At 64.5% G+C, this 21,690-nt stretch carries 20 protein-coding genes; 3 read left to right on the top strand and 17 right to left on the bottom strand.

Annotated elements, in window-relative coordinates; translation table 11 throughout:
- Window positions 1-39 precede the first annotated feature (39 nt).
- Window positions 40-375, bottom strand: a complete 336-nt coding sequence (locus tag A8M77_RS19875; RefSeq protein ID WP_086923238.1) for a hypothetical protein — start codon at window positions 373-375, stop codon at window positions 40-42.
- A 3-nt stretch (window positions 376-378) separates the two neighbouring features.
- Window positions 379-2,700 (bottom strand): DotA/TraY family protein, encoded by a 2,322-nt coding sequence (locus A8M77_RS19880; protein WP_158100956.1) that lies wholly within the window; start codon window positions 2,698-2,700, stop codon window positions 379-381.
- Between A8M77_RS19880 and A8M77_RS36130 the strand changes: the two genes are divergently transcribed.
- A complete protein-coding gene (locus A8M77_RS36130; RefSeq protein WP_158100957.1) occupies window positions 2,699-2,929 on the top strand; it encodes a hypothetical protein in 231 nt (76 codons plus the stop codon). The two genes, A8M77_RS19880 and A8M77_RS36130, sit on opposite strands and share 2 nt — an antisense overlap.
- Window positions 2,930-3,102: 173 nt before the next feature.
- On the opposite strand, the gene A8M77_RS19885 is transcribed toward A8M77_RS36130, so the two are convergent.
- The 13 genes from A8M77_RS19885 to A8M77_RS19945 all read right to left on the bottom strand — a co-directional run bounded on the left by A8M77_RS19885 (window position 3,103) and on the right by A8M77_RS19945 (window position 17,647).
- On the bottom strand, window positions 3,103-3,582 hold the full coding sequence (locus A8M77_RS19885) for a hypothetical protein (protein WP_143694670.1): 480 nt from the start codon (window positions 3,580-3,582) through the stop codon (window positions 3,103-3,105).
- A gap of 23 nt (window positions 3,583-3,605) precedes the next feature.
- The gene (locus tag A8M77_RS19890) at window positions 3,606-4,289 is read right to left on the bottom strand and encodes a hypothetical protein (protein ID WP_086923241.1); all 684 of its coding nucleotides are present in this window, start codon (window positions 4,287-4,289) and stop codon (window positions 3,606-3,608) included.
- A gap of 14 nt (window positions 4,290-4,303) precedes the next feature.
- Window positions 4,304-5,341, bottom strand: coding sequence for a hypothetical protein (locus A8M77_RS19895; RefSeq protein ID WP_086923242.1), 1,038 nt, complete (start codon window positions 5,339-5,341; stop codon window positions 4,304-4,306).
- On the bottom strand, window positions 5,304-6,515 hold the full coding sequence (locus tag A8M77_RS19900; protein WP_086923243.1) for a hypothetical protein: 1,212 nt from the start codon (window positions 6,513-6,515) through the stop codon (window positions 5,304-5,306). Before A8M77_RS19900 ends, A8M77_RS19895 begins: the two co-directional genes overlap by 38 nt.
- 176 nt (window positions 6,516-6,691) lie before the next feature.
- Window positions 6,692-9,865 carry a type IV secretion system DNA-binding domain-containing protein gene (locus tag A8M77_RS19905; RefSeq protein WP_086923244.1) on the bottom strand — a complete coding sequence of 1,058 codons (3,174 nt, stop codon included), beginning with the start codon at window positions 9,863-9,865 and terminating at the stop codon, window positions 6,692-6,694.
- A 66-nt stretch (window positions 9,866-9,931) separates the two neighbouring features.
- Window positions 9,932-10,717, bottom strand: coding sequence for a hypothetical protein (locus A8M77_RS19910; RefSeq protein WP_086923245.1), 786 nt, complete (start codon window positions 10,715-10,717; stop codon window positions 9,932-9,934).
- Window positions 10,718-10,786: 69 nt separating this feature from the next.
- Window positions 10,787-11,854 (bottom strand): thioredoxin fold domain-containing protein, encoded by a 1,068-nt coding sequence (locus A8M77_RS19915; RefSeq protein ID WP_158100958.1) that lies wholly within the window; start codon window positions 11,852-11,854, stop codon window positions 10,787-10,789.
- A gap of 19 nt (window positions 11,855-11,873) precedes the next feature.
- A complete protein-coding gene (locus A8M77_RS19920) occupies window positions 11,874-13,403 on the bottom strand; it encodes a secretion/conjugation apparatus DotM-related subunit (protein WP_086923247.1) in 1,530 nt (509 codons plus the stop codon).
- Window positions 13,403-13,900: a lytic transglycosylase domain-containing protein gene (locus tag A8M77_RS19925; protein WP_086923248.1), complete on the bottom strand. Its 498-nt coding sequence runs from the start codon at window positions 13,898-13,900 to the stop codon at window positions 13,403-13,405. Before A8M77_RS19925 ends, A8M77_RS19920 begins: the two co-directional genes overlap by 1 nt.
- Window positions 13,885-14,454 (bottom strand): hypothetical protein, encoded by a 570-nt coding sequence (locus tag A8M77_RS19930; protein WP_086923249.1) that lies wholly within the window; start codon window positions 14,452-14,454, stop codon window positions 13,885-13,887. Before A8M77_RS19930 ends, A8M77_RS19925 begins: the two co-directional genes overlap by 16 nt.
- An 84-nt stretch (window positions 14,455-14,538) precedes the next feature.
- Window positions 14,539-15,885: an RNA-guided endonuclease IscB gene (gene iscB / locus A8M77_RS19935; protein ID WP_086923250.1), complete on the bottom strand. Its 1,347-nt coding sequence runs from the start codon at window positions 15,883-15,885 to the stop codon at window positions 14,539-14,541.
- 359 nt (window positions 15,886-16,244) lie between these two features.
- A complete protein-coding gene (locus A8M77_RS19940; RefSeq protein ID WP_086923251.1) occupies window positions 16,245-16,670 on the bottom strand; it encodes a hypothetical protein in 426 nt (141 codons plus the stop codon).
- A gap of 146 nt (window positions 16,671-16,816) precedes the next feature.
- On the bottom strand, window positions 16,817-17,647 hold the full coding sequence (locus A8M77_RS19945; RefSeq protein ID WP_143694671.1) for a bactofilin family protein: 831 nt from the start codon (window positions 17,645-17,647) through the stop codon (window positions 16,817-16,819).
- Window positions 17,648-17,819: 172 nt separating this feature from the next.
- On the opposite strand from A8M77_RS19945, the gene A8M77_RS19950 reads away from it, so the two are divergent.
- Together A8M77_RS19950 and A8M77_RS19955 are read left to right on the top strand one after the other, a co-directional pair.
- Window positions 17,820-18,788, top strand: coding sequence for a hypothetical protein (locus tag A8M77_RS19950; protein ID WP_086923253.1), 969 nt, complete (start codon window positions 17,820-17,822; stop codon window positions 18,786-18,788).
- A 16-nt stretch (window positions 18,789-18,804) separates the two neighbouring features.
- Window positions 18,805-19,296 (top strand): hypothetical protein, encoded by a 492-nt coding sequence (locus A8M77_RS19955; protein WP_086923254.1) that lies wholly within the window; start codon window positions 18,805-18,807, stop codon window positions 19,294-19,296.
- Between the two features lie 200 nt (window positions 19,297-19,496).
- Here the strand turns inward: A8M77_RS19955 and A8M77_RS19960 are convergent, their stop codons facing one another.
- The gene (locus tag A8M77_RS19960) at window positions 19,497-20,297 is read right to left on the bottom strand and encodes a DUF7281 domain-containing protein (RefSeq protein WP_086923255.1); all 801 of its coding nucleotides are present in this window, start codon (window positions 20,295-20,297) and stop codon (window positions 19,497-19,499) included.
- The gene (locus A8M77_RS19965; RefSeq protein ID WP_086923256.1) at window positions 20,294-21,688 is read right to left on the bottom strand and encodes a hypothetical protein; all 1,395 of its coding nucleotides are present in this window, start codon (window positions 21,686-21,688) and stop codon (window positions 20,294-20,296) included. Before A8M77_RS19965 ends, A8M77_RS19960 begins: the two co-directional genes overlap by 4 nt.
- Window positions 21,689-21,690 lie beyond the last annotated feature (2 nt).

A 21,690-nucleotide genomic window follows, 5' to 3' on the forward strand; every position in this document is an offset into this window, starting at 1 on the left:
GCGCGCAGCTCATATTGCGCCAAGCCAAAACTAAGAAGTTCAGCGTCCAGGCAGCTTGTAGTTCTGACCGAAATCGCGAACATCGTCCCAGTTATCGGACATCGTCATCACCTTCCTCGCGGCCATAGTAACGGACTCACGCAAGGCCGCATCCCGCACGAGCGGATGCGTGGGGTCGAGCCTCGCAAGCTCCCTCAGGGCCAAGGTCTTCATCGCAAGGTTGCCAGCGTTGTAACTCTTAACGGTTCGAAGCGCTTCGTAGGCGGAGTTGAGGCTTTGCTCAGCACCAATCGCTTCCGAATGGCGCTGCATATCGGCAATTCGGCGATCTGTAATTCGCCCAGAATCCGCCAAAAACTGCTCAAACTGACTCATCGATCAACCTCCTGTTCCAGCTCCTACAGAGCCACTAGCCCGGTCTCTACCTTGACGCAAAGTGTCTGCCTTTCGCTGGGCCCGAATTCCGTCTGCAGTCCGCCCAACATCACTCATACCTTGCTGGCCAAATCTCCCAAACGCCATGAACGTCCCGCGGGTCTGTTGGTCCGCGTCACGGCCGAGCGTCGCGCCAATGGCCTTGCCAGCCCAAGCGAGCGCCTGGTCGGGCAACAGCACCGACATGTTGCTCAGAGTCGTCACCAGCGTGTGCATGAGCACCCAGAAGATGACCAGGAAGCCGATGATCGAGGCGATGCCAGTGATCGAGTTGCCCTGTACGTTACCCATCACCGATGGATAGATCCAGAACAGGAAGCTGCCCATCACGATCATAAGGGCCGCTGCCGCCACAAATCCCAGGAGCATCAGGAACGGCCGGAACAGCATATTAATAATGAAAAGGTACCCAGTTTCAGTCCGTTGACCCATTCCTTCGCCGTTCGAGTCCAAGTGGACGAATGCCCAGATCGGGCCCGCTGCGATGCCCTCGAAGAATATCGTCAGGTACTGCACCAGCCCGCCCCACCAGTTCACAAAGGGGACCATCGGGAGCCACAGGCTCATGACTGCGCCGAGAATGAACATGGCCCCGAGCAACGTCGGAAGAATGGCCATGAGGGATTCGAACGCGGTGATTAGGCCGCTCATGGGCGTGAACTTCGCCACCTTCGAGATCACCGATCCAGCGACCGACGTCAACGACGACACCACTCCCCCCCCTTTGCCGTCCTCATCATCGCCTCCCGGCTTGTATTGCTTCACATATGAATAGATGACGAAGCCGGACTCGGCCGCGACCATGAGGTAGTCCCCCATGTTTTTCATGGCGATGATCGGATCGACCAAGCGAAGGCCAGAGGCACTCGATGCGGTCGCTCCACCGGCGCCAGAGGTCGACAGGTCGATCAGCTTCATCGCAAACGACTGGCCGAAGCTGCAGTTGCCCGTGGGCGCCGTCGTTGCATCTGCAAGCGAACTCGAAAGGAGCGCGCAAAGCGCTTGTGGGCCGGACGAGTTGCCCTTTGCCTGCGCGTTCTCCGGGGCGCTCTCTGCCCTCTCGGTGGACGCGACCAGGCCATTCAAAGCTTCGTTGAGCTTCGTGTTGTTTCCGCCCGAGTTGACGAGCATCGGGAACGCGCGAAAGTTGACGCTCTGGGCCGCCTGCGCCATCGCAGCGTTGACCTCTGCCAGCGTCGCGTACCAGGCGCCGGCGCCGAACCAGCCGTACTTCCTCATCGACTCGATTGCCGAGGAGTTCAGCGCCTGAGTCTGCTGCTGAGGGTTACCGGCAGCATCCTTGATGCCAGCGTAGTAGTTGGCCGCAATGCCCTCGAGCTCCAACCTCGGCAAAACAGCTGCGGGGCCACCGTTCTGGCTGGCGATGAAGCTTGTGTACCAGTTGCGCGCCAGGTTCTCGACCTTGCTCGTGTAGCTGGGGAAGTTGGATGCTGCACGCTGCTGCATCGCCCGAGCGATGTTGTCGTAGTTGACCGAGGCCACACGGTAGCCACCCATAGAGTCCGCGCTGCGGCCATCCGAGGTGACATGGGTCGCGTCTACGCCCACGCCACCGCAGTAGGTAGGTGAGCCAGGCTTCCCATAGGTCACTGCGGCCATGCTCCCGCTTGCGCCGTCGATACGGGAAACCCGCTCGGCCGTCATGTTCAACCCCTCGCGCTCGTGCGCTTCGACGTAGGCGTTCTGCGCCAGCATGCAAACCTGCGAGCGGAATAGATCGAAGGTCGCCTGTTCCAGCGATGCCGCACCCTGGGCCTTCGGGGTGACGAAGGACGGAGCCACCACCGTGGTGAGGTTGTTCGTGCCATCGATCATCGCGTTGAAGCCGAGGTTCGCGGCCCCGATGCCGAGCGTCGTCGCGAACACAAGCACGGCCTGCGAGAGCGAGAACCCGCCGAACGCGGGGATCAGGCTCGCCACGCCGGTGACCATCCGGATCGGCAGCCAGACCTGGGAGAGCTTTTTGCCCATGAGCTGCCCTTCGTGGGCAGTCTGGACGATGGCCACGCCGATCCCGTAGGTCGCCCAGATGGTGCCGGCTACCAGGATGAAGGTGTTGAAGACCAGGAACATACTGCCGAGCAGCGTCGACGCGGTACCGATCGCCGAGAACGGGTTCGTGAAGAACGTGCCCAGCAAGGCGGTGAACGCCTGGGTGGACATGTCGTTCGCCCCGGTCGCATCGAGGTAGGGCTGTGTGAGTTGTGTCGTGCCGGTGCCCTGCGCCGCGGCGACGCCCGCCATGAGCATCGACGCCAGCGCCGCGAACAGGCCCCCGGCGATGTGCGCCGCGGAATGCCTCCGCGAGCGCGAGGTTGGCCGCGGCGCGCCCGAGGCGCAGCCGGCAGAGTGTGTTGCAGGGTGTGCGAAACGCATGGGAAATCCTGACCTGAACCTTTTGCTTGCGGCAACCCCTGAGCAACGTGATGCCGCGGGCCTGCTGCGATTCTGGCCGTTTCAATCCGCGATCTAGTATTGCTACGGACGAACGACCCCTATGCCGATGGTATCAGCGGGAGTTTCAGGCGCCTGGGATTTTTGGAAAACCGTGCAGGGCTTGCGCAACAACGCCCCGTCCGAGCAAGTCGGACAGGGCGTTGAGGTGTTGGGTGCGGCGCCGGCCGCTCGGCCCGCCGGAGGCGCCAGCTAGCCGATACGCTCGCCGTGATTGGCGGCGGTAGCCCGGGCTTCGTAGGTCGCGAGCGCCTGGCTGTTGTACGGCCGGCCGGCCTTCTGCGCGGTGCGGATCGCGCTCTCGTGGGCGAGCGCCACCAAATGATCCGACTCGACGGAGCGCAGGCGCTGCTCATCGGCGAACAGGACCATGCACACGCTGCCCAGGCGGGCGAACCAGTGAAGGCCCGGTTTGGTGCACACCCCAGCAGCCTGCGCCTCCTCGATCAGCGAACGTGCCGCCGTGTTCAGGTAGACGTCGATCATCGTGGGCGACGACAGCTCGATATGCCCCAGGTTCTCGACGTGGGCCAAAAGGCAGTCGCGCAGCCGCTCCAGATCGCTTTCCGAGAGCGAGACATGCCGAACCGGAGGCGCACCAAGGCGACGCTCTTCCTTGGCCCTAGCCGCCAGGACCAACGTCTGTTCCAGCGCCTCTTCGGCGCTCATCATTGCAAAATCCATCATCGTCGGCTCTACATCGTGACCTTGATCGTTGCGTCCTGGCGCACGGCCGCCTCGACGACCCGCTTCGGATCTGGGCGGAAGGTGATGACATTGAGGCGCGCGGCCACCGCATCGCGCTTGTCGTTCTTCTCCGCAACGCGCACGACCGCGTGGTGGATGAATGCCTTCACATAGGGTTGCTCGCGCATGAAACGCCAGACCGCCGAGGGAAACTGGATCAGCAAATGCTGCAGGCTCAGCGTCGACACCACGTTGAAGTCCTTCTTCGTGATCCGCCCCTCCAGATACGACAGCACGATGTCCTTCAGCTCCTGCTCGTAGTCGGAACGAAGCCGCGTCGAGGTCAGAAGGCCCGAGTTGCGAACCATCTGCTCCGTCACCGAGGTCGTCGACTCCTTCAGGTGGTCGAATCCCAACCAGACGTCGACTTCATACAGGAGTTTGCCCTCATCGATCGAGGCTTTGGAAAAGTAGATGCTCGCGTCAGAGATCGAGCGGGTGCCGTGGACAGCCCAGACGAGATCGTCGGGCAGGTCCCGCGGGTTCGTCCCCTCCAGGCCGACGAGCGTTTCGCGGAAGTCGATGACAGACGGGCGGCGGTCCGTCAGCAGAAAGGAGCGGAAGAACGTCGCGCCATTGGCACGACCGATGCGCTTCTCGTCGCGCGGCGGAAGAACAACCGGTTGCTTCATTTCGACGACACCGATCAGAGAGTAAGTGGGCGGATGGGCAGTGGCATCGCCGCGCCGCGGCGGGCGGCGCTACGACCCGATGCGCGGCCGCGCCGGCTGCGGGGGACGCCTGGCAAGGGAGCGGGACCGCGCGTCTCGAAATCGCCACCACGAACACGGTGCACGATGGTCGACATACGCTCGAGCGCTTCCCGAGGGTTCGGCATCGACATGAGCTTGCGCAGGAGCAGCTCGATCACCAGCCGAGCGCCGCTTCCTTCGGTTTTCTCCATCCAGCGGTATGCGGTCGACGAGGAGCGATCGAGCGCGGACGTGAAGCGCTTCGAGTACTGCATCTCGACGTAGCTGCGATCCTCGTCGTCGCCCGGTTTGCTCACCAGGTCGATCAGCGGGCCGTACATCGCCCTGAACACCTCGTCTGCTTCGTACCGGCGCCACGGGGCAGGCGAGGGGCTCTCGTCGTAGAGCCGGCAGAGCATCTCGACGTCGAAGGGAATGACCTTGCTCGAGCGCAGCAGCTTGGCGAACGCGAAACGATTCTGCAGACCGAGCGCCGCGGCGAACTCAGTCGAGTTGAGGTCGAAACGCTTGCAAAGCGTGTCCACGTCGCGACCGGTGAGGGGGCGCTCCGACCAAGGCTTGAGAAGCTCGGCGTGGTCGATCTCCATGTCCTTCTTGATCGCGGGCACGCCAGGCCGTCCGAGCTTGCGAGCGAGCTTCTTCGCTGACTTTGCTTCCTTGCGCGCCAGACGCTCGGCCAGCTTATCGGCTTCGCGCTGCTTCTTCCGCACCTCGCGCGCGGCCAGGCGCTCCTTCTTCTCCAGCTCCTTCTGGAGGAGACGCTTGGCGTTGCGTTCGGCCCGCTCGGCTTCACGCATCTCGCGGCGCTCCTGCCGCGCCAGCAGTTGCTTCTGGGAGAGAACGCGAGGCTTGTTTACGCGCTTCTTGGCCGCGCCTTCCGCGGCGGGCTTCTTCGCCCGGGGCGCTTTGGCCGCTGCCTTGCCCGCGGCCTTCTTAGCCGCGGGGGCGATCGTTTTCGTGTTCGTGCTCATTGCTGTTCGAAACGTTTGAAATCAGTGCTGCCTTCAGGCTGGCCACCCGCTGCGGGCTCGGCTCGGAGGGTTCGATCTCCAGATCGGGATCGACATCAAGGGCCAGCTCACGCCTTTCGGCAGGAGTCAGGACTGCAGGCTCCTGGTCGACCGGGTGAGCGATCCTCGCCCTCCAGTCCGGCAAAGCCTCATCGACCTTCGCGCGAGTGGCGATCTCCATGACATCCAGGCCCTGCTGCTTCGCGGTCAACAGGGAAGATTCGATGGCGTGCTGCCGCGCTGCTGCCCTCTGCTCGCAGGCCACCCGTTCAGCGTGCATGCGCCGGATTTCGGCACCCGGCAGGCCTCCGAACTCATCGCTCGCCAGCACCAAAGCCAGCAGTTGGTCAGCCGGCGTGTCGCCCAAGGCGGCCAGCGCTCCCAGCTGCGTCTTGATCTGCGCGTCCAGCTCCCGCACCTGGGCCTTTGCCTGCGTCACCTCGGACACGCACTCTTCGAGCAGGCCTATTGCCATGATGGCGGGCAGCTTGCTCTCGTCCACGGCGTTCAGATCTGGGACCTTCTCATTCAGACGCCTCATTGTGCCGACAACCGTGTCCGCGCCGAGGGGAAGATCGCCCGCGAGCTTGCTGCCGGCCAGTCCCGCGGGGAAAGCCAGCTTCCCCACCTTCTTCGTCAGACCCGGCACCTGCGCATTGACCTCTTCGTCTTGGCCAAGATAGTCGTCGGGGACGAGTTCGCCACTGTTCACCCGGGCAGCCGCAATGCTCGCTTTCGACTCTTGAGTCTCCCCGGCTTCAGCCTGCGCGGCGAGGTCGACTTCGTCTCCTGCCGGACCATCGGGCAAGCGATTGACGTCTTCCGGGCTCCCTGCGCCGACTCCCCCGTCGGCAGGAGCACCAGTTCCATTCGCCGGGCCGGCACGGAACGGCCGGGTGATCCAGCGGAAAAAGTTGAGCAGCATCTGTACCAGACCGGAGACGGCACCCGCCGATCCGGCCCACAACTTCGCGGCGGTTTCGCGGATGAGACGCGCGGCGTCTTCGAGCTTGAGCGAATCAGCTTTTGGCGCCGCGCCATGAACCAAGCCAGCCACTTCGAGGCGCGCTTCACTGCCGGCCGCCGCGGCGATCGGAGTGGTTGCAAAAGGTGAATCGTTGCTCAGGATGGTCATGGCGTGGCGCAGTTTCGTCGGTCAAAAGCATCGATCGGTCAACCCCGATCCATCGATTCAATTTTCCACGGAATAACTGCACTACAAACATTTATATCAAGTCCACCAGATTGTAACCAGTAGGACTTCGCCTCTTTTCCCGAGGAAACCACACCTCAAAGCGAAATGGTCGGGCCTTACATCCCACCGAGACTCGCCAGGAAATCGTCCACGCTCTGTTCCTTTCCGTCCGGCACCTCGTCATCCTCGACCGGAGTGACCTGGGCTGCGACAATCCGCTCGGTGATCTGCGCCGCAGCCACCGGGTCAGGTCCGCCCAGAGCCGCCTCTACCGAAACCACCAGTTCGCGGGTCTTGTCATTGAAGCCGATCGCGTCTGGCCCGACCTTCTTCAGCGTCGTCTCGGCGCCGGCCAGCGCGTTCGTCACCCATCCTGGGTTCTGTCCGAGCGTGGCCGAAGCTGTCGCCTTTGGTACTACTGCCGTTGCCGCCGCATTATGCGTTGGAACTGTCGATTTTCCAGACGCGCCGCGATTATTTTGTTCGTAAACCACTTCTCCTGTGGAGATGAGCGCTGCGATAGTGGCCTTGACAGCCGTCGACAGGATGTCGGGGGCGAAGATGTCAGAGGCGGCCACGAGCGGCTCGCCGGCGAGGTCCTGCACGGCATCCTTCGCAGCTGATGCACCGCCCTCCCCGTCCAGGTCGGCAAAAAGCGCCGGATCGCTGGGAGCCGTGGTCGGCGCCCCAAGGGGCCGGGCCGGCTCGGCAGCGCTGCCTCCCAGCGCACCGTCGATGAAGGCGTCCACGTCGATCGCGCCTGGTGGTGCGACTACCGGCGGCGCGACCGGTGCGGGAGCGGGAGCCGTAGCGTTTGCGGGCGAGGCCGGGAACGCCGGGGGCGCGCGGCGGGTGGGCGAAGTGACCTCCTCCACAGGCATGCGCTCGAAGATCGCATCGTCCAGGTAGGCAAACGGATCGTCGCTTACCTCCGGCGCGAGGGTCGGTGCATTGGCTTCCGCGTCAGGCGCGGCCGCGGCAGGCGCGCCACCCGGCCTGGTGAACGACGCAAACTCGCCTGACGACGGCAGACCCACGCTCTCCTCCGGGTCACCGGCAGGTGCCGCCGCCGCTCCAGCGCCAGGCTGGGCCGTGTTTCCAACGGCGGCGTCCGTGAGCGGGCGGTCCCCACCCCCGAGCGAACCTGCATCAGGCCCGGTCGCGGCACCCTTGATCAGTCCGAGATCCTCGGCAGCGCGGCGAGCCGCCACGTAGAGGGCTGCGCCACGCTCGGCACCGGTGATGCTCGCCGGCAGGCCCTGCGCGACCATCGAGATCCGCCCGATCAGCATGTCATCCTCGACTTGCAGGTTGGGGCTCGTCTTGTATGTGAGCATGTCGATGAGCTTGAGGCCTTTGGAGACCTTGTCCTCGAGTGCGTCCGCCTTGATCGCGTTCGCCTCGACCTCGGCCATCGAGACTGGCCGCACCTGAAGGAACCGGTTTAGCCGGAACGACCTCATCTTGTATTTGTCGAGGTAGTCGCCGACGTAGAAGCCGGCAATGCCGAAGGTCTTGCCGCGGGTGTTGATCAGGCCCTGGCCGGTCTTCATGCTCTGCATGTCGTCGATCGTCACTCGCTCGACGGTCTCCACCGATACCGCCATGTCGCGACGGAAGCCGCCGGCGTTGAGCGCGTACTGGTTGTAGACCGCGACCCGAGCCTTGCCCACGTAGTCCGAGATCAGCTTCTGGGTCTTCTGCGCATCGTCGATCCGCATGAAATACTTCGCCACCGCGTTGGCCAGCATCGCGCCCGCTTCGGAGGCGCGGCTACCTTCGGTGAGCTTCTCGATGTCCTGCGCTGCTGCGATCATGCTCATGCCCAGGCTTCGGGCCTGCGCGAACATCACGGCGATACCGTCCGAGAAGTAGTAGCCCAGCTCGTCCAGCGCCACGAGGAATGGATAGTTCGCCTCGGTCGCCTTGGATTCGAGCACCATCGAGCGGTCACCTTCGATGTCGGCGCCCAGGTTGCGGCCCATCATCACGCGCAGGCATGCGATCGCCAGCTTGCCCAGGTTTTCCGCTTCGGAGGCCGACTTCTCCAGCGACGGGATCATCATGACCAGCACGCGGTTGTTCAGCGCCACGTCGACCATGTCGATCTCGGAATACTTCGCCCGGAAGATGTGGCCGTAGGTCTTGTCCAGCAGGTTGAGCGCCGGCATCAGCTGGCCGATGCGGTAGCCGTGCTGGTCGTAGGTTGCCTGGTCCTGCTCGGTCTTCTGGGCAGGCTTGCCCGAGGCCGCCGCCGGCGCGCCGCGGCCGCCCAGGCCGCGATCGGTCGGCAGGCCCGTGCGGCTTGCCGAGTTCGGATCGGGGGGCAGGTTGTACTTGGCGATCACGCGATCGACCATGAAGCCGGGGCAGCCGCCCGACTCGCAATAGCTCTTGATACCCACGAAACCGTAGGACCACTCGCCCTTCTCGATGTACTCACGATAGCCCTCGGCGTAGAGCTCCTCTACCTTGGGCAAGCCCATGTAGTCGATGTAGGTGCCCACGGAGATCTCGAAGCCCTGCGTGTCCCGCTTGTAGCAAAGCGCGGCGACGAGGGAGCGCCAGAAGTTGAGCGCCTTCTCCTGCCAGCTCTTGCCGTCGCCCTCGGCCTTCGGGAGCAGGTTGGCGCCCATCTGGATCTGGGTGTCCGCATCCGAATCGGAGAACGTGTTGATCATGTTCGTGCGCCGGCGGCGCGACGCGCGGATCTTCTCGGGCGAGCTGCCGCCGATCAGGAAGTTGAGCGCCAGGAAGTCATCGTCCGCGCCCAGCATCCGGCACATGGCCATGAGGTCCAGCGGCATCTTGTTGTCCGCCTTGCCGTCCGCCAGGAAGAATCCCGAGCCCCAGCACAGCGCGTTGTAGAACATGCCCTTGAGGGTTTCGGACTTGCCCGAGCCGGTCGATCCCAGGATCAGGAAGTGGGTGCGCAGGTCCGAATCGGCCATCCACACCTCGCGGAAGTTCTCGTAGGGATTGGTCGAGCGCACGTGCCCGACGTACATGATGCCGTCGCCTTCCTTGCCCTTCTCGTCTACGCCGTCCGGCGGGTAGCGCAGCGGCAGGATTACGCGATAGCTCAGGTGCGTGAAGAACAGAAAGAGAAAGGCCACCACCCATACGGGAAAGAGCGGCTTGATCGCGACCGTCGCCAGCACCACCGCCAGAACATTGACGGCGAGGAACTCAGGCTTTGAGAGCTTCTCAGCGTACTTGGCACCCCACCCGCGCGTGTCGGCGATGTTGCGTGAGAGCTTTACTTCCTGGTGCTGTTCGATGAGAGGCATGAGTGGTGCAGTTCAGCGCTGGCGCTGGACGTTTGAAAGGAAAGAGTCTGGGTTCAGGATCGGCGATCAGGACTTGGCGCCAGTGGCGCCAGTGCCCGCAGGATCTGCCACGTCGACCGCGTCCGCGGCTGCCTCGGCCGCCCCGCGCGCCGCGAACTCGAAGCCGGCCACCTGGAGGCCGAGTACGGAGCGCGGCGTCTCCTGCAGCATTTTGGTTATCTGCAGCGCGACACCCAGCGGCCCGACCATGCCGACGCGCACCATCGCAGCCGCCTGCTCATCGCTGCCCTCCAGGATGTCGCAGGCGATCCTGCAGAGCACGTCGTTTGCCGCCTCCAGCTCCTTCGTGTCCGAGCCGGGGCCCGGGCTTTGCCTGTACAGCGGCCGGGCGATCCAGTTGCGCGTGCGGTCCAGGAGCGCACTGGCATAGAGCATGCCGGGCCGGTGCGCCTTCTCGACATCCACGAGGGCCGCCATCACGGCGCCCATGACGCCACGCACGAACTGCTCGCGCATCACGTTGTTGGTGGCAGTCAGGGTGGAGACCGGGGACACGGCGTTGTCTGGTGCCGCGATCTCCACGACGAGTGCCGAGATCGCCAGCGTCTCGCGCGACGTCAGCGCCTCCAGCACCCGCTCCACGCGGCGGGGATTGACCTTGGGCAGCAGCGCGCCGCTCGACCAAGCTCTGGCCGCCGCGCGCAGGCCGTCGTCAAAGGCTGCGACGCAATCCGCGACCTCTGGCGAGATGGGTGGAGCCTCTTCCTCCGGGGCGGGCGCCGTCCCCGGAGGCTGGCGGTTCGCCAGGCCGCGCAAGCGAGCGAACATGCCATTGAGGGCGGGAACATGCATGCGTAGGTCCGATGGCCGGGAAACGGGCGGGAGAGCGGAAAACAGGGGGGAAAACAGGCTGCGCGCCGATCAGCGCGCAGCCCCATCCTTCAGGCCACCGTTTTCGGCAAGCCATTTGTTGATGTCGTCAAGCGACCCCGAGCCGGCGATCACCTTGCCGGTCGCCGACACCAGCGTCGGGGTGCCGGTGAAGTTCAGCGCGACGAAGGCGCCGTTGGCCTTGATGGCCTTGTCCTCGGCGCCAGCACATTTGCCGTCGCTCACCGCGTCGCCGGTAGGCGCATAGCCGCCGATCGCCGCCGACCAGGCCGAGACGGTGTCCTTCGCGCACAGCACGTTCCTGACCAGCTCCTCCGAGCCGACCTTGAAGGAAACCGGCACGATCACCGGAACGAAGCGCGGGTCGATCTGCGACAGCTTCGGCTCCAGGTCCTTGCACGACGGGCAGTTCGGGTCGCTGAAGATCACGAAGGGCTGCCCGGACGGACGCATCTGGATGCCCATCTCGCGCGACACGTTGGCGACCACCTGCATCTCCGTGGCCGAAAGGGTATCGCCGAGCGTGCGATCGCGCAGCTCCGGCGGGACCTCATTGGTCTGAGCGGTATCGCTCTTTGGCACGGTCACCCCGTAGTGCGTGCCCGGGGGCAGATTGCCGGAACTGCGGGCGCGCCACTGCGAACACATCGTCACGAGGAGCACGATGCCCATGAACATGAGGAACCAGCGCACCAGCGTCAGCGCCGTCCGCCCGAGAGCGCGAGGCGAGTTGACCCGATCGACCAGTCCCTTGCAGGCCCGCCCGAGGATGCTCGGAACGGCGGTGCCTGCTTCCGCCGGATGCGTGAACTGCTCGACGATCTGGCGATAGGCCGGCAGCTCCCGCAGGCGGCCCGGCAGCGGCTGCACCAGCGACGACCAGAGAATCGAATCGTTGAAGTGAAGCTCCAGCTCGGACTTCTGTCCGTTCCACCAGATCTTCCACACCTCACCGGGGCGCACCGCGGTCCATAGCGCTACGGGATGAGCCCGCTCAAGGTCCGGGATGCCGGTCTCAATGAAGTTGAATGGCGAGCCCGCCAGCGAAAGCGTCGGGACTGGGTTCGCCGCGCCCGGCTGCGTGTTGAGATCGTTCATGGGTCGCTCAGGTTGGAAATCAGAAATCAATGCCGCCAGAAGCAGCACCGGCACGGCCAGCTGCTCCCGTCCGGCCGGCCGCCGCGGCCAGCGCTGCGAAGTCAGCCATGGACTCGCCATTGCCCATCAGGGACTGAGCGCCGTCGCGCGACTTCGCATTGAAGCGCCGCGCGGACTCCTCGCGCTCGCCGCGCGCCTCGTCGTCGAACCGGGTATCCGCGTTCGCAACCTCCAGGGCCTCGGCCGGGGGCAGCGGGGGAGCTTGCAGCTTCACGTTGTTCGCGCGGCGCCACACCTGTCCCTCGGCCCACCACTTGTCCTCGTCGTCGTCGGTACCGTTGACGTAGTGATTCCAGGCTTCGACCATCGCCTCTTCGGCCGGCTGCACAACGATCTGGGGGTGGCCCTGAGGGCTGACCGGCACCAGACCAGCCTTGGCCGCCTTGCGCTCGAAGTCGTACTGGCACCAGACGGCCGCCGATTCCGTGTGAGGCACCTTGCGCAGCACCGTGTTCAGCACGTAGAACAGGATGCGGTCCTGCGGCTTGAGCCAGATCCATTGCCGGTGCGTCACCTTGCCCTGGCGCTTGGCCATGAAGAACAGCGCGTACAGGTAGGTGTACTCCCAGTGATGCACTGCGAAAAGATTCGCCGCCTTCTCGTGTGTGCGGTACTTGTCGAAGATCCACTGCGCCACGGTCAAGTTAGGCAGGCCGTCCGGGTGAGCCGTGCACGAGTAGTTGAGCTCGTTCATCGCGCGCTCGTATTCCTTCTTGCCTTCCTTGCCGCCAAAGGCGTGCGCGACCAGCAGCGCGTACATGACTTTGCCCGTCGGGCTCATTCGATCGGGGTAGACCACCTTCTTGCCGCGGTCGTGCATGACGGAGACAAGCTGGATGCCCAGCATGTGGCTCTTGAGCCGGTTCGTGCCCTTGATGAGCTTCGGCTCACCCTGGAAGTAGAGACGGATCTGGTCGAGGTTGACCTTGCTGTCCGTGAGCATCGGCTTGCCATTGATCTTGTGCTTCATGAGCACCTCCTCCGGCCAGACCTGGCGACGCCATTTCGGAAGCTGGTCCAGGATAAGCTGCGAGCCCAGGTGCATCACGGGCACGACGCCAGAGAATCGCCGCGACAGGATCTGCGTGAGCGATTCGGGCGTCGGCTTGCGCGCCAGCTTGTTCGCTTTGCGCGTGAAGGTCCAGGCGACAAGGCCAACCATGGCCGTTGCGGTCAGAGCGACGAGCGGCAGGAGCGCCATGTCGATGAAGCGCAGGAAGTCGAAGATCGAAACGTCCTTCGGCCGGGCGCGGAAGGCGTCATGCAGGTAGCTGATGCGACCCCACGTGACGCCGCCACCGGGCACCAGGTTGTAAAGCCACGCGACCGCCTTGAAGAAGGGCGTGAAGTAGTAGACGATCCGATTGGAGCCGGTGAACCAGATCGCAGCGCCCAGGATCAGGACGACCAACCCCATGCCCAGCACCATCTGGATGCCCTGGCTCTCGGCGCTCGCCGCATTTGACGTCGCACTGTTCGCCTTGGCCATCAGAAGGCTCCTCGCTGCAAGATTCCAAGGTGCTCGTCCCACACCCGTGCGATGTACTTCTGCTGCAGCTCGGTCGAGTTGGGCGAGTGGTAGCGCGCCGCGGCGCACCACAGGTTGCCCTTGCACTGCGCGGCCTGCGACTCTTTCCGCAGGATGTACGACTGGGCCATCAGGGCCTGGCAGTTGTCATTGAGCAGCCGCTCCGGCGCAATGCCGTAGTTCTTCATCAGATGCGGCGCCCACCACTTGGTGTTGATCTGCGCGATGCCCAGATCGCAGCCGCCGGCGGCGTTCTTGCAGTTGACCGCCTGCTTGCCGCGCGACTCCCATTTCACGATGGCCAGCAGCAGCATGGCGGGCACGTCATAGCGGTTGGCAGCCGCCTGCACGCAGTTCGCAGGCAGTTGGGCTGGAAGCGCTACATTGACCTGGTGGGTCTGGGCGGGCTGACCCATGCCGAGCGAACCGGCCAGCACGGTGATCAGCAGAAAATCCATCGGAAGAATTTCGGCTGGACGAGGAACGTCTTGAAGTTGACGAGCGAGCGCCGGGTGTACTGGTACTCGACCAGCGCCCAGCGAAAGGTGGTCGCAACGCCGACCGCCAGGACCGTCAGGCTCGTCGGGATCAGCAGGAATGCGATCCACATCGGCACGTTGAAAATCATGAAGCAGACCAACGCGAAAGCGACGATCGTCATCACGATCGAGCCGTATTTGGCCCGGCGCGCGGCACTGATCTGGCTGGCGTGGTGGGCGGGGCTCCAATCCATCACACGGTAGAGGAATTCGAACCGCTCAGCCGGGTCCGTCGGAAGGTCGTGCTCGGAGCCATCCTTCAGAATCACGGTCTTGATCGGAAGCTTCGACTCGTTGAGCAGGCGCTGGCGCGTCTCGCGCGCAGCTTCCCATGCTTCGCTCAGGTTCTGCCTGGAGCGGCCGAACTGGCCGACCGCAAGGCCTACGCCCTTGGGGACCAGCGCGCTGTTAGCAAGTTTTGCGGTGCGGCGCAGCTTCGTGGGCGACTTCTCGCCAATCTGGTGGTCAGTCATCCGAAGTCGCGTGAACCCGTGGCCTTCTTGCCTGGGAGGTAGAGCGCCGGATGCGCAGCATCCGATGCCTTGTGCCTTGCCTGCTCACGTCTTTGAAATGGCACGGTTGAGAAAATAGCCATACCCGTCGTTGCGTTGAACGACGCGGCAGTGCCGGTGATTGATGCCCTGAAAGACGGCAGCGATACCATCCCGGTGCGTCTGAACGTTGAAGCTGCCTGAGGCCCGCACAGCTACTCGCCCGGCGTGCACGCCGGCCTTGACGCCCTTCGGAACCTTGGCGATCACCATGTCACCGGTGCCAAAGCCATGAACTCGTTTGCTGCGCATCAAATAGCCACGCGGAAAGCCGAACTTGTCCAACCGAGTTCTCTGGTAGCTGCCGCGCCCCGTGCATTTGACAGTGAGCACCGGCTTGACCCAGCCTGAAATGGCATCAACCAGGCCGACGCAGGCAGCGTCGAGCGAATGGGTCTTCGGTACACTGAGCATGCTGCGGTTGAACTTCGTGCGGCCGCCAGAAGAGAGTTCCAAAGGAACGCCCGTCGCCTTCAATGCGTCGGCAAGTGCCCAGCGGGTTGCATTGACGGCTGCCGCATCCTTGAGCGGTCGCTTGGCATACGCGAGGATGTGTGCCAGGCGCTTGGGGTCCTTGGCGAGATACTCCTCGATGGGACGCGATCCCTTCTTTTGGTTGCAGCACTGGCACGCCAGCGTCAGGTTCGAGGGGCGGTTGCTGCCACTGCGTGCTTTGGCTTGAATGTGCTCAATCTGCAACGGCACGTCCTTGGTTCCGCAGTAGGCGCACGCGCGGCCCCATTTCTCGAGCAGGTACTCGCGAATCTCATAGCCATGCAACGTCCCCTGCTGATATTCCATGCCCGAGATCTCCGGGTTCTGCAGCGCCTGCATGTCAAAACACACCAGCTCGGAGCTGATGGATTTGATCGGCGCCCAACGCTGCAGGCGCTTGACCCAGGCCATCGTGGTGTCCACGCGGTGCTGCAGCGAAGGTGCGAGCCATCCAGTTTTGACGCCGCATCGGTTGAGAAACCGCGGCGCGCGGTAGCGCAGGTTGCCGCGGCGGCGTCGACGCATCTGGCGGCGCGCCGTCAGGGCCTCAGAGATCTGGCGTCCGCGATGAATGATCTCCATCAGGTTGACCACGGTCGCGGCGCGTCGGACCTCGCCGGTGGCGTCAGTCGACTCACTCTCACGCACCAAGGCCGCCCCGGTGGCCTTGCTGCCCGGATCGAGCTTCAGACGCAGGTGCTGCAGGGTGCAATCGTCTTGCGTTCGGTCCACGAGCCGGATCACGAATGGCTGCAGCCGATGCACGCGCGCGCGACCGCAGTTCAGCAGTTTGCGGGCGCGCTTCTCGCTGCAGGGCATCAGCGGTCGGCCGCTTCGGTCCAGAACATACACAGACACCAGAACTCCTATCTCTCGCCACTGCAGACTGTGCAGCGCAGGCTGGCTTTCCAGCTGTCGCCCTTACGGGCCTGGTGACGGGTGCCAACGGGTCTCTCGACCTTCTGACACCGCTCCCCTCGACCATGTTGAGTAGCAGCCTGAAGGTCAACGAAGGCCTTCGGTCGCAAACCGTTTCGTGCTCACCCGAAGCGTGTCTGCATCTGCAACTTCCAGAGCCTGGAACTGAGGAAGCATTCCAGGGTGGGTCTTTAACTTCTACGCAACGTAGCGGGATGGTTACCGCTTGGTCTGGTCAACATTGGGCTTGTTTGGATTTCTCCTTGCAAGCCCCGTCGTTTAGGACGGGGTTGTTGACCTCAGCTTCCGTTCGACGACGTCGAGCCACCCTGGTTGTCCATCTCGAGCGCGAGGCGGAACCGTTCAAGAGGACCTGGCTGGTACAGGGAGTTGTAGCCCACGGCGCGCGTCATCGCCGTGGCGTATCGCGTCACCTTGGGCATGAGGCCGCCGACGCTTGCGGCGTTCTCAGCGAACCACTTGACCACCACCCGAAGGTGCTCCCCGTGGAGCATTGACACCAGTTGCCGATCGACCTCCACCGCGTGACGAGCGATCACGATCGAAGCAGTCGAATCAAGCCATCGCAGGAGCTTCTCGGCGCATTCCTTCTGCTGCTCTGCGGAAAGCGGCCCGCGCTGGCGCGTGACGTCGTCGCCAAAGACGACCTTCGCCAACTTGCTGTCGAAAGTGCCCTTGGGCATGCTTGAGAGGGACGAGGTCATCGGCAGGACGTCGGATCTTGGGGGGTCTCAGTTCTTTAGGGTTGCCATGGCGCGAGGCCGCTCAGCCGCTTGACAGCAGGTCGCCGCCACGACGACGGCTGAACCCTCACTCAACAGCTCTTGCAAGGGTCCAGCCATACAGGGCATCACCCTGCGTAGGCCCGGATCGACTCGGTCGAACCATCCGTCTCCTCAGCTTCTTCGCTTGCGGAGTCGGTGACCGGGGGAACGAGGGCGAAGGGAACACGAGGAGCGGCGGCGGGAGCATCGGCAGCGGGCGCGACAGCAGCAACTGCGGGCTGCGCGGACGCGGGGGCCTGCTCGTCGTTGATCGCCGGAACGAATGCGGCAGCAGCGGCCGCGCTGGCCTGGGGAGCGCTGGCCTGGGGAGCGCTGACGCGGACAGGCGACCTGAAGGAGCGTGCGCCGCCGCGCGCAAGCTCGATAAGGGCGCGGCGTTCCCTTGCGCGCTCGAGTTCCTTGCTCAGCAGCGACTCGATGCGCTCGGTGACCTCGCCAGACGCAAGCATGCCCATCTGTGCGCTCATGAAGCCGCCGCGCTCGTAGTTCATGCAGCCGGAGGCCACGGTCACTTCGCTGGCGGTGATACGCGAGGTGCCATGCACGACGAGGTTCGCAGCCAGGATTTCGCCTTCGGGCGCGTCGACGACGCCATGCACTTCCAGGTGCGAAGCAAAGATGGAGCCGAGCACGATGCCGGACTCGGCGACGACAACCTTGCCGCCGTGGAAGACGTTGCCCACCACGCAGCCTTCGATGTGAAGGTCCTGGCCTTCGCTGATGCTGAGGTCTCCGATGAAGTTGGACTCGGTCCCGATCACGGTCGGGGAGGACGCGCCTTTCGCAAGGAATGCGGGGATCTCTGCCCGCTCGCTCGTGGCATTCGATGCGTTTCTGATGCTGTTCATGCTCAAACCCTCGTTGAAGTTGTTTAACCCGTAATATGATATCGGCACGAACTTCTAACGGTCAATGCTGGCAGCCACAATCGCAGCGCGAATGAGGCGCATTCGATACGACGCGACGTCTGAGTAGGCGGAAAGATGTCCATTGCAACCCATGCCCTGGCACAGCTCGAAGAGCTACGCCTACTAGCCCCGCCCCTCCCTTCACAGGAGCACTGAACCGATGGACGCCAAAGCAACGTCTCCCCGCCGCCCTTCCCTCATGGAGGCGCTTGGCCTCGCCCGCGCAGATGCGACCGGTGCGGCGGCTGCTGGAAGTGGGGGAAGCTCGGCCGCAGGCTCGGGGGCCGGCGGCGCGGCGGCCGCTGATGAGGATGCAACCGCGGGCCTCGGCGTCGACGAGTTCGTCGATCCCCTGGCCGGCACGGATTCCGGGGCGGAAGCTGGCTCGAGCGCAGGGCGCGATGGCAGCAGCCACACGGACATGAAGCACCTGCCGGGCAACACCCTCAACATGGTCGAGATGTTCCAGCTGCGGGAGCGCAATCACGTCCTCGCCCAGAAGTCAGCCCGGCGATCGGGCGACCGCCGAAGCGTTCAGCTGGACGCGGTGGGGCTGGAACTGTTCCGGCAGATCCAGCGCGAGGTCGAGCGCGCCCATTTCAGCCAAGCCGCGGTGTCGACGAGGGGAAAGCCCAAGGACGTCTCCGAGCAACGTTTCGCCGGCACGAACGCCGAGAGCATCACGCCCCGCAGGGATGAGCCTCGGCTCGAGCTTTGGCACGAGGATGCGCCCCTGCCCGATGAGGAAGCCCCGCCACTGGATTCAGACCCGGATCGGCCGATGGCCAGTGTTGCCCGGGAGTACGCGGCGTTCCAGCGCGAGGTGCTGCTCGATCGGTGCGCCGACGCCCATGCCTTGGCCCTTTCCGACCTGGCCGAGCTCAACCAGGCCGAAGCTCGAACCGACGAACTGCGTGGGCGCCAGGCGGAGCACCGGGCCGAAGCGTCGCCGCAGCAGGACAGCTTGGACGAGCTGCGCGCAGACGGCGCAGAGCAGTTCGAAGCCGCCGCGCGCCAGCGGTTCGCTGCCTCCAACGCCCGGGCAGTGCAGTTGGCCGGCGCCGTACAGGGGCGGCGGATCGGCTTAAACAAGATGCTCCGGGACAGGCCGCCCGGAGCCCCCCGCTAAGAAGGAGAACAGGACCATGAGAACTCAACTATCACCGATCCGAGTCGCATCGGCGCTCTATTCGCCCTACGCGAGTGACTTCACCCTGCCGATCGAGCAGCAGCTCCTGCAGCTGGACTGCATCTTTTCGGTCATGAACATCGACGGCCTGGATCTGGCCTGGATCGACGGCATCGACCAGGACGACCCCATCCTGGTGCCAGTGCGCTCGATGGAAGGCTACGGCGATCTCGGAACGATCGAGGAGTACCTGAGCGAGGAGTTTCACACCAGCATCGGCCCTGAGCTTCAGAGGCTCCTGCAGATCGCTCGCAATGAAGAGCTGACCCCTACTGTCCTGGTGCGCGCCCTTGCGATCATGCACAACGACGGGACGATCGACGCGGCGCACGCCGTCAAGCAGTCCTTCGACTGGGGCTTCACCATGCTGCGCGCCGGCGTGCTGGATCGCTACAGGTTCGGGCTGCGCGCCATGCTTGAGCATGCCAGGCCATTGCAAGCGGCGTAAGAGAGCTGCTCCTCCTGTGAAGGATGCCGCAGCGCGCGGCCTCAATTTCGGTCTGCGAGGTGCTGAAAAAAGCAGTGAACCTCCCCCCGCCGGCAGAAGTCATCCTTGCGAGCTATGGAGCGCGCCCCCAGGCGATTTCGCTCCTGACGGCGAAACTGCCAAACCCACGCCCAAGGTGGCGTAGCCCGGGCGGCGCGCGGTCATTCCCTCTCTGGGAAGGCTTCCTGATTGAGGCCCCTTGTGAGCAGGCGCATCCGACCCCAGGCCAGGGCGATCTCCGGGTCGCCACAGGCATTTAGCGTCGGGCGACACCCCGCCTCCTGAGCCCCGTAGAGGTCATGCCGCTTCCGCTCGCGCACGATCGGCTCGAGCTCTTCCCACGGCGGAAGACAAAGGGCCTCGCGCCGCGGCAGGCTGGCCGCCATGACCAGCCCCTGCGGATCGAAGTCGAACAGTGCCAGCACCGGCCTTGAGTCCTCCTCGACCAGGCGTCTGGCTGCGTCGATCCGAAACCAATCGGGCGCCCCCCGGAACAGCACCAGGGCGCTGCGCCCCTTGAGGTATGGCTCCAGCCAGCGGTAGCGATGGATGCGCTGCATCGATTCGAGGTTCTCGCATACGAGCAGCACCTCAAAGGACATCGCCAATGCCTCCCGCCAGCACATGGCAAGGAAGCTGCCTCGGGGCGTCTTCACGCCCTCGATTCCCAGCGCCACCACGGCGACCAGTCCCTCGGTCACCGGCGCTGCCGCCGCCTTCTCAGACGCCGCATCGTCTGCCTCGGAGCGCCGCCGTCCGGGAGCCGGCGCGACGCCGGCGAGACCCGCATTGCGCAGCTTCGTTTCGGCCTTGAGGAAGTCGCTCTCCTCGTAGAGAACCGCTCGGCCGCGGATCCGTCCAAGATCCTGGGTTCGTGCCATCTCCATGGCGATAGCCGAGCTCAGCCTGGCCGAGCGATTCGCCGCCAGGTTGCGAAGGAAGGTGTACTGCTCCGGGGTCATTCCGCCTGAACCGCCGCCAGCTCCAACGTCCCGCCCTCGCCGGCGGCGTCTTGGTCCGCCGCGCGCCGGGCCGTCGCTTTCGCAGGCAGGTGACGCGCGAGCGTGCGCTTGAAGACCTCGATCGAGTCGGGCGTCGGCGACGCTGTGGCGTCCCCGAAGGTGTGGCTGAACCGCTCGCCTGGCACCGGCGGGTCCAGAACGATCGCCACCCGGAACTTGAAGTAGCGCAGGGCAGACGACGCAAACGCAAGCCACAGGGACGGCGGCATCTGGCGCGCCACCACGTCGCCGGCGCGCCAATCCATGACGGACAGTGTCTTGGCGCCCTCAGTCCTCGCATTCTTGATCACCGCCAGGGCCAGCCGGGCCAGGGCCTCCATGTTGGGCTTGCCCGGCGGAGGCGTGGATTCCTTGGGCGCCGCGAGTTTGATCGGCGGAGCCTTCTGCACGGGCTCGGGGGCGACAACCGGCTTGGGCAGCGACTGCACCTCATCGCGCATCAGGTCCTTCATGGTGCGGTCGTCGTCCTGCGGGTCCATATGGTTGCGCAGGGGCGGCAGCGGCGGGCCCAGGAAGGGCTTGGACAGAAGAAACGCGGGGAGATCATCCGGCAGCAGCGGCTCCTCGATGCCGCGCCAGGCCGGGTTCTGGCGCAGCAGCATGGCGGTGCGCGCCAGCAACACGTTCTTGCGTTCGATCTCGCGCATGCTGAAAAGCTCGCGGCGGATCTGGCTCTGGTACTGGGAGAGCGTCTGCGTCCAGCGCGGCAGTTGGGCCTGGATCGTGTTCCGCAGCATGGCCGCCAGCTGCTGCAGGCCCCGCTCCCGTGCCTCAGCCTCGATCTTTTCCACCGCGCGGCTCAGACGCGTGAGGTCGTTGCTCATGACGCCGCTCTGGCGCTGGTAGTAGCGGTTCTGGCTCGTCTTGGCGGCCAGCGAGTCCACGTTCCCGAAGCGGGTGCTGAGCAGCAGCCCCAGCAAGCGCAGGTTGTGCTCGACCATGTCCGAGATGTCGAACGCGTCCTGCTCGATCTGCGAGGCAGCCTCATCTGCCTCTTTGAAGTCGCCCGCGGCGCGCAGGTCATCCAGCTCCCGCCAGACCACCGAGATCTGTTCGACCAGTTGGCCGATGCCGGTGAGGCTTTGGTACAGAGGGTGGATCTGGAGGATGTCGTTGGCGAACTCGCGCAGGCGGCTATGCAGCCGGAAGCCCCGCTCCCCGGCCGGGCGCAGCACGTTGAGTTCCCGAAGGGTGCGAATGGCCGGGTCCGTGAGCGCCGCATCGCCGTCGACCCCGACGACATCGCGCAGGGCCTCCTCGACCACCTCGACGTGCCGGCTGAGCGCCGCGAATACCGGCTTGAGCGGCGAGCTTCGATCCGAAGGGCTCATCG

Origin of the sequence: Variovorax sp. JS1663 (assembly GCF_002157355.1) — a bacterium.
Taxonomy (GTDB): domain Bacteria; phylum Pseudomonadota; class Gammaproteobacteria; order Burkholderiales; family Burkholderiaceae_C; genus Variovorax.

Excerpts from the sequence above, each read along its gene's own strand:
- A8M77_RS19955 (WP_086923254.1), top strand. The coding sequence starts at position 18,805 with ATGAGAACTCAACTATCACCGATCCGAGTCGCATCGGCGCTCTATTCG.
- A8M77_RS19930 (WP_086923249.1), bottom strand. The coding sequence starts at position 14,454 with ATGACTGACCACCAGATTGGCGAGAAGTCGCCCACGAAGCTGCGCCGC.
- A8M77_RS19880 (WP_158100956.1), bottom strand. The coding sequence starts at position 2,700 with ATGGCGGGCGTCGCCGCGGCGCAGGGCACCGGCACGACACAACTCACA.
- A8M77_RS19960 (WP_086923255.1), bottom strand. The coding sequence starts at position 20,297 with ATGACCCCGGAGCAGTACACCTTCCTTCGCAACCTGGCGGCGAATCGC.
- A8M77_RS19915 (WP_158100958.1), bottom strand. The coding sequence starts at position 11,854 with ATGAACGATCTCAACACGCAGCCGGGCGCGGCGAACCCAGTCCCGACG.
- A8M77_RS19910 (WP_086923245.1), bottom strand. The coding sequence starts at position 10,717 with ATGCATGTTCCCGCCCTCAATGGCATGTTCGCTCGCTTGCGCGGCCTG.
- A8M77_RS19905 (WP_086923244.1), bottom strand. The coding sequence starts at position 9,865 with ATGCCTCTCATCGAACAGCACCAGGAAGTAAAGCTCTCACGCAACATC.
- A8M77_RS19900 (WP_086923243.1), bottom strand. The coding sequence starts at position 6,515 with ATGACCATCCTGAGCAACGATTCACCTTTTGCAACCACTCCGATCGCC.
- A8M77_RS19875 (WP_086923238.1), bottom strand. The coding sequence starts at position 375 with ATGAGTCAGTTTGAGCAGTTTTTGGCGGATTCTGGGCGAATTACAGAT.
- A8M77_RS19890 (WP_086923241.1), bottom strand. The coding sequence starts at position 4,289 with ATGAAGCAACCGGTTGTTCTTCCGCCGCGCGACGAGAAGCGCATCGGT.
- A8M77_RS19965 (WP_086923256.1), bottom strand. The coding sequence starts at position 21,688 with ATGAGCCCTTCGGATCGAAGCTCGCCGCTCAAGCCGGTATTCGCGGCG.
- A8M77_RS19885 (WP_143694670.1), bottom strand. The coding sequence starts at position 3,582 with ATGATGAGCGCCGAAGAGGCGCTGGAACAGACGTTGGTCCTGGCGGCT.
- A8M77_RS19950 (WP_086923253.1), top strand. The coding sequence starts at position 17,820 with ATGGACGCCAAAGCAACGTCTCCCCGCCGCCCTTCCCTCATGGAGGCG.
- A8M77_RS36130 (WP_158100957.1), top strand. The coding sequence starts at position 2,699 with ATGAGCATCGACGCCAGCGCCGCGAACAGGCCCCCGGCGATGTGCGCC.
- A8M77_RS19920 (WP_086923247.1), bottom strand. The coding sequence starts at position 13,403 with ATGGCCAAGGCGAACAGTGCGACGTCAAATGCGGCGAGCGCCGAGAGC.
- A8M77_RS19895 (WP_086923242.1), bottom strand. The coding sequence starts at position 5,341 with ATGAGCACGAACACGAAAACGATCGCCCCCGCGGCTAAGAAGGCCGCG.
- A8M77_RS19925 (WP_086923248.1), bottom strand. The coding sequence starts at position 13,900 with ATGGATTTTCTGCTGATCACCGTGCTGGCCGGTTCGCTCGGCATGGGT.
- A8M77_RS19940 (WP_086923251.1), bottom strand. The coding sequence starts at position 16,670 with ATGACCTCGTCCCTCTCAAGCATGCCCAAGGGCACTTTCGACAGCAAG.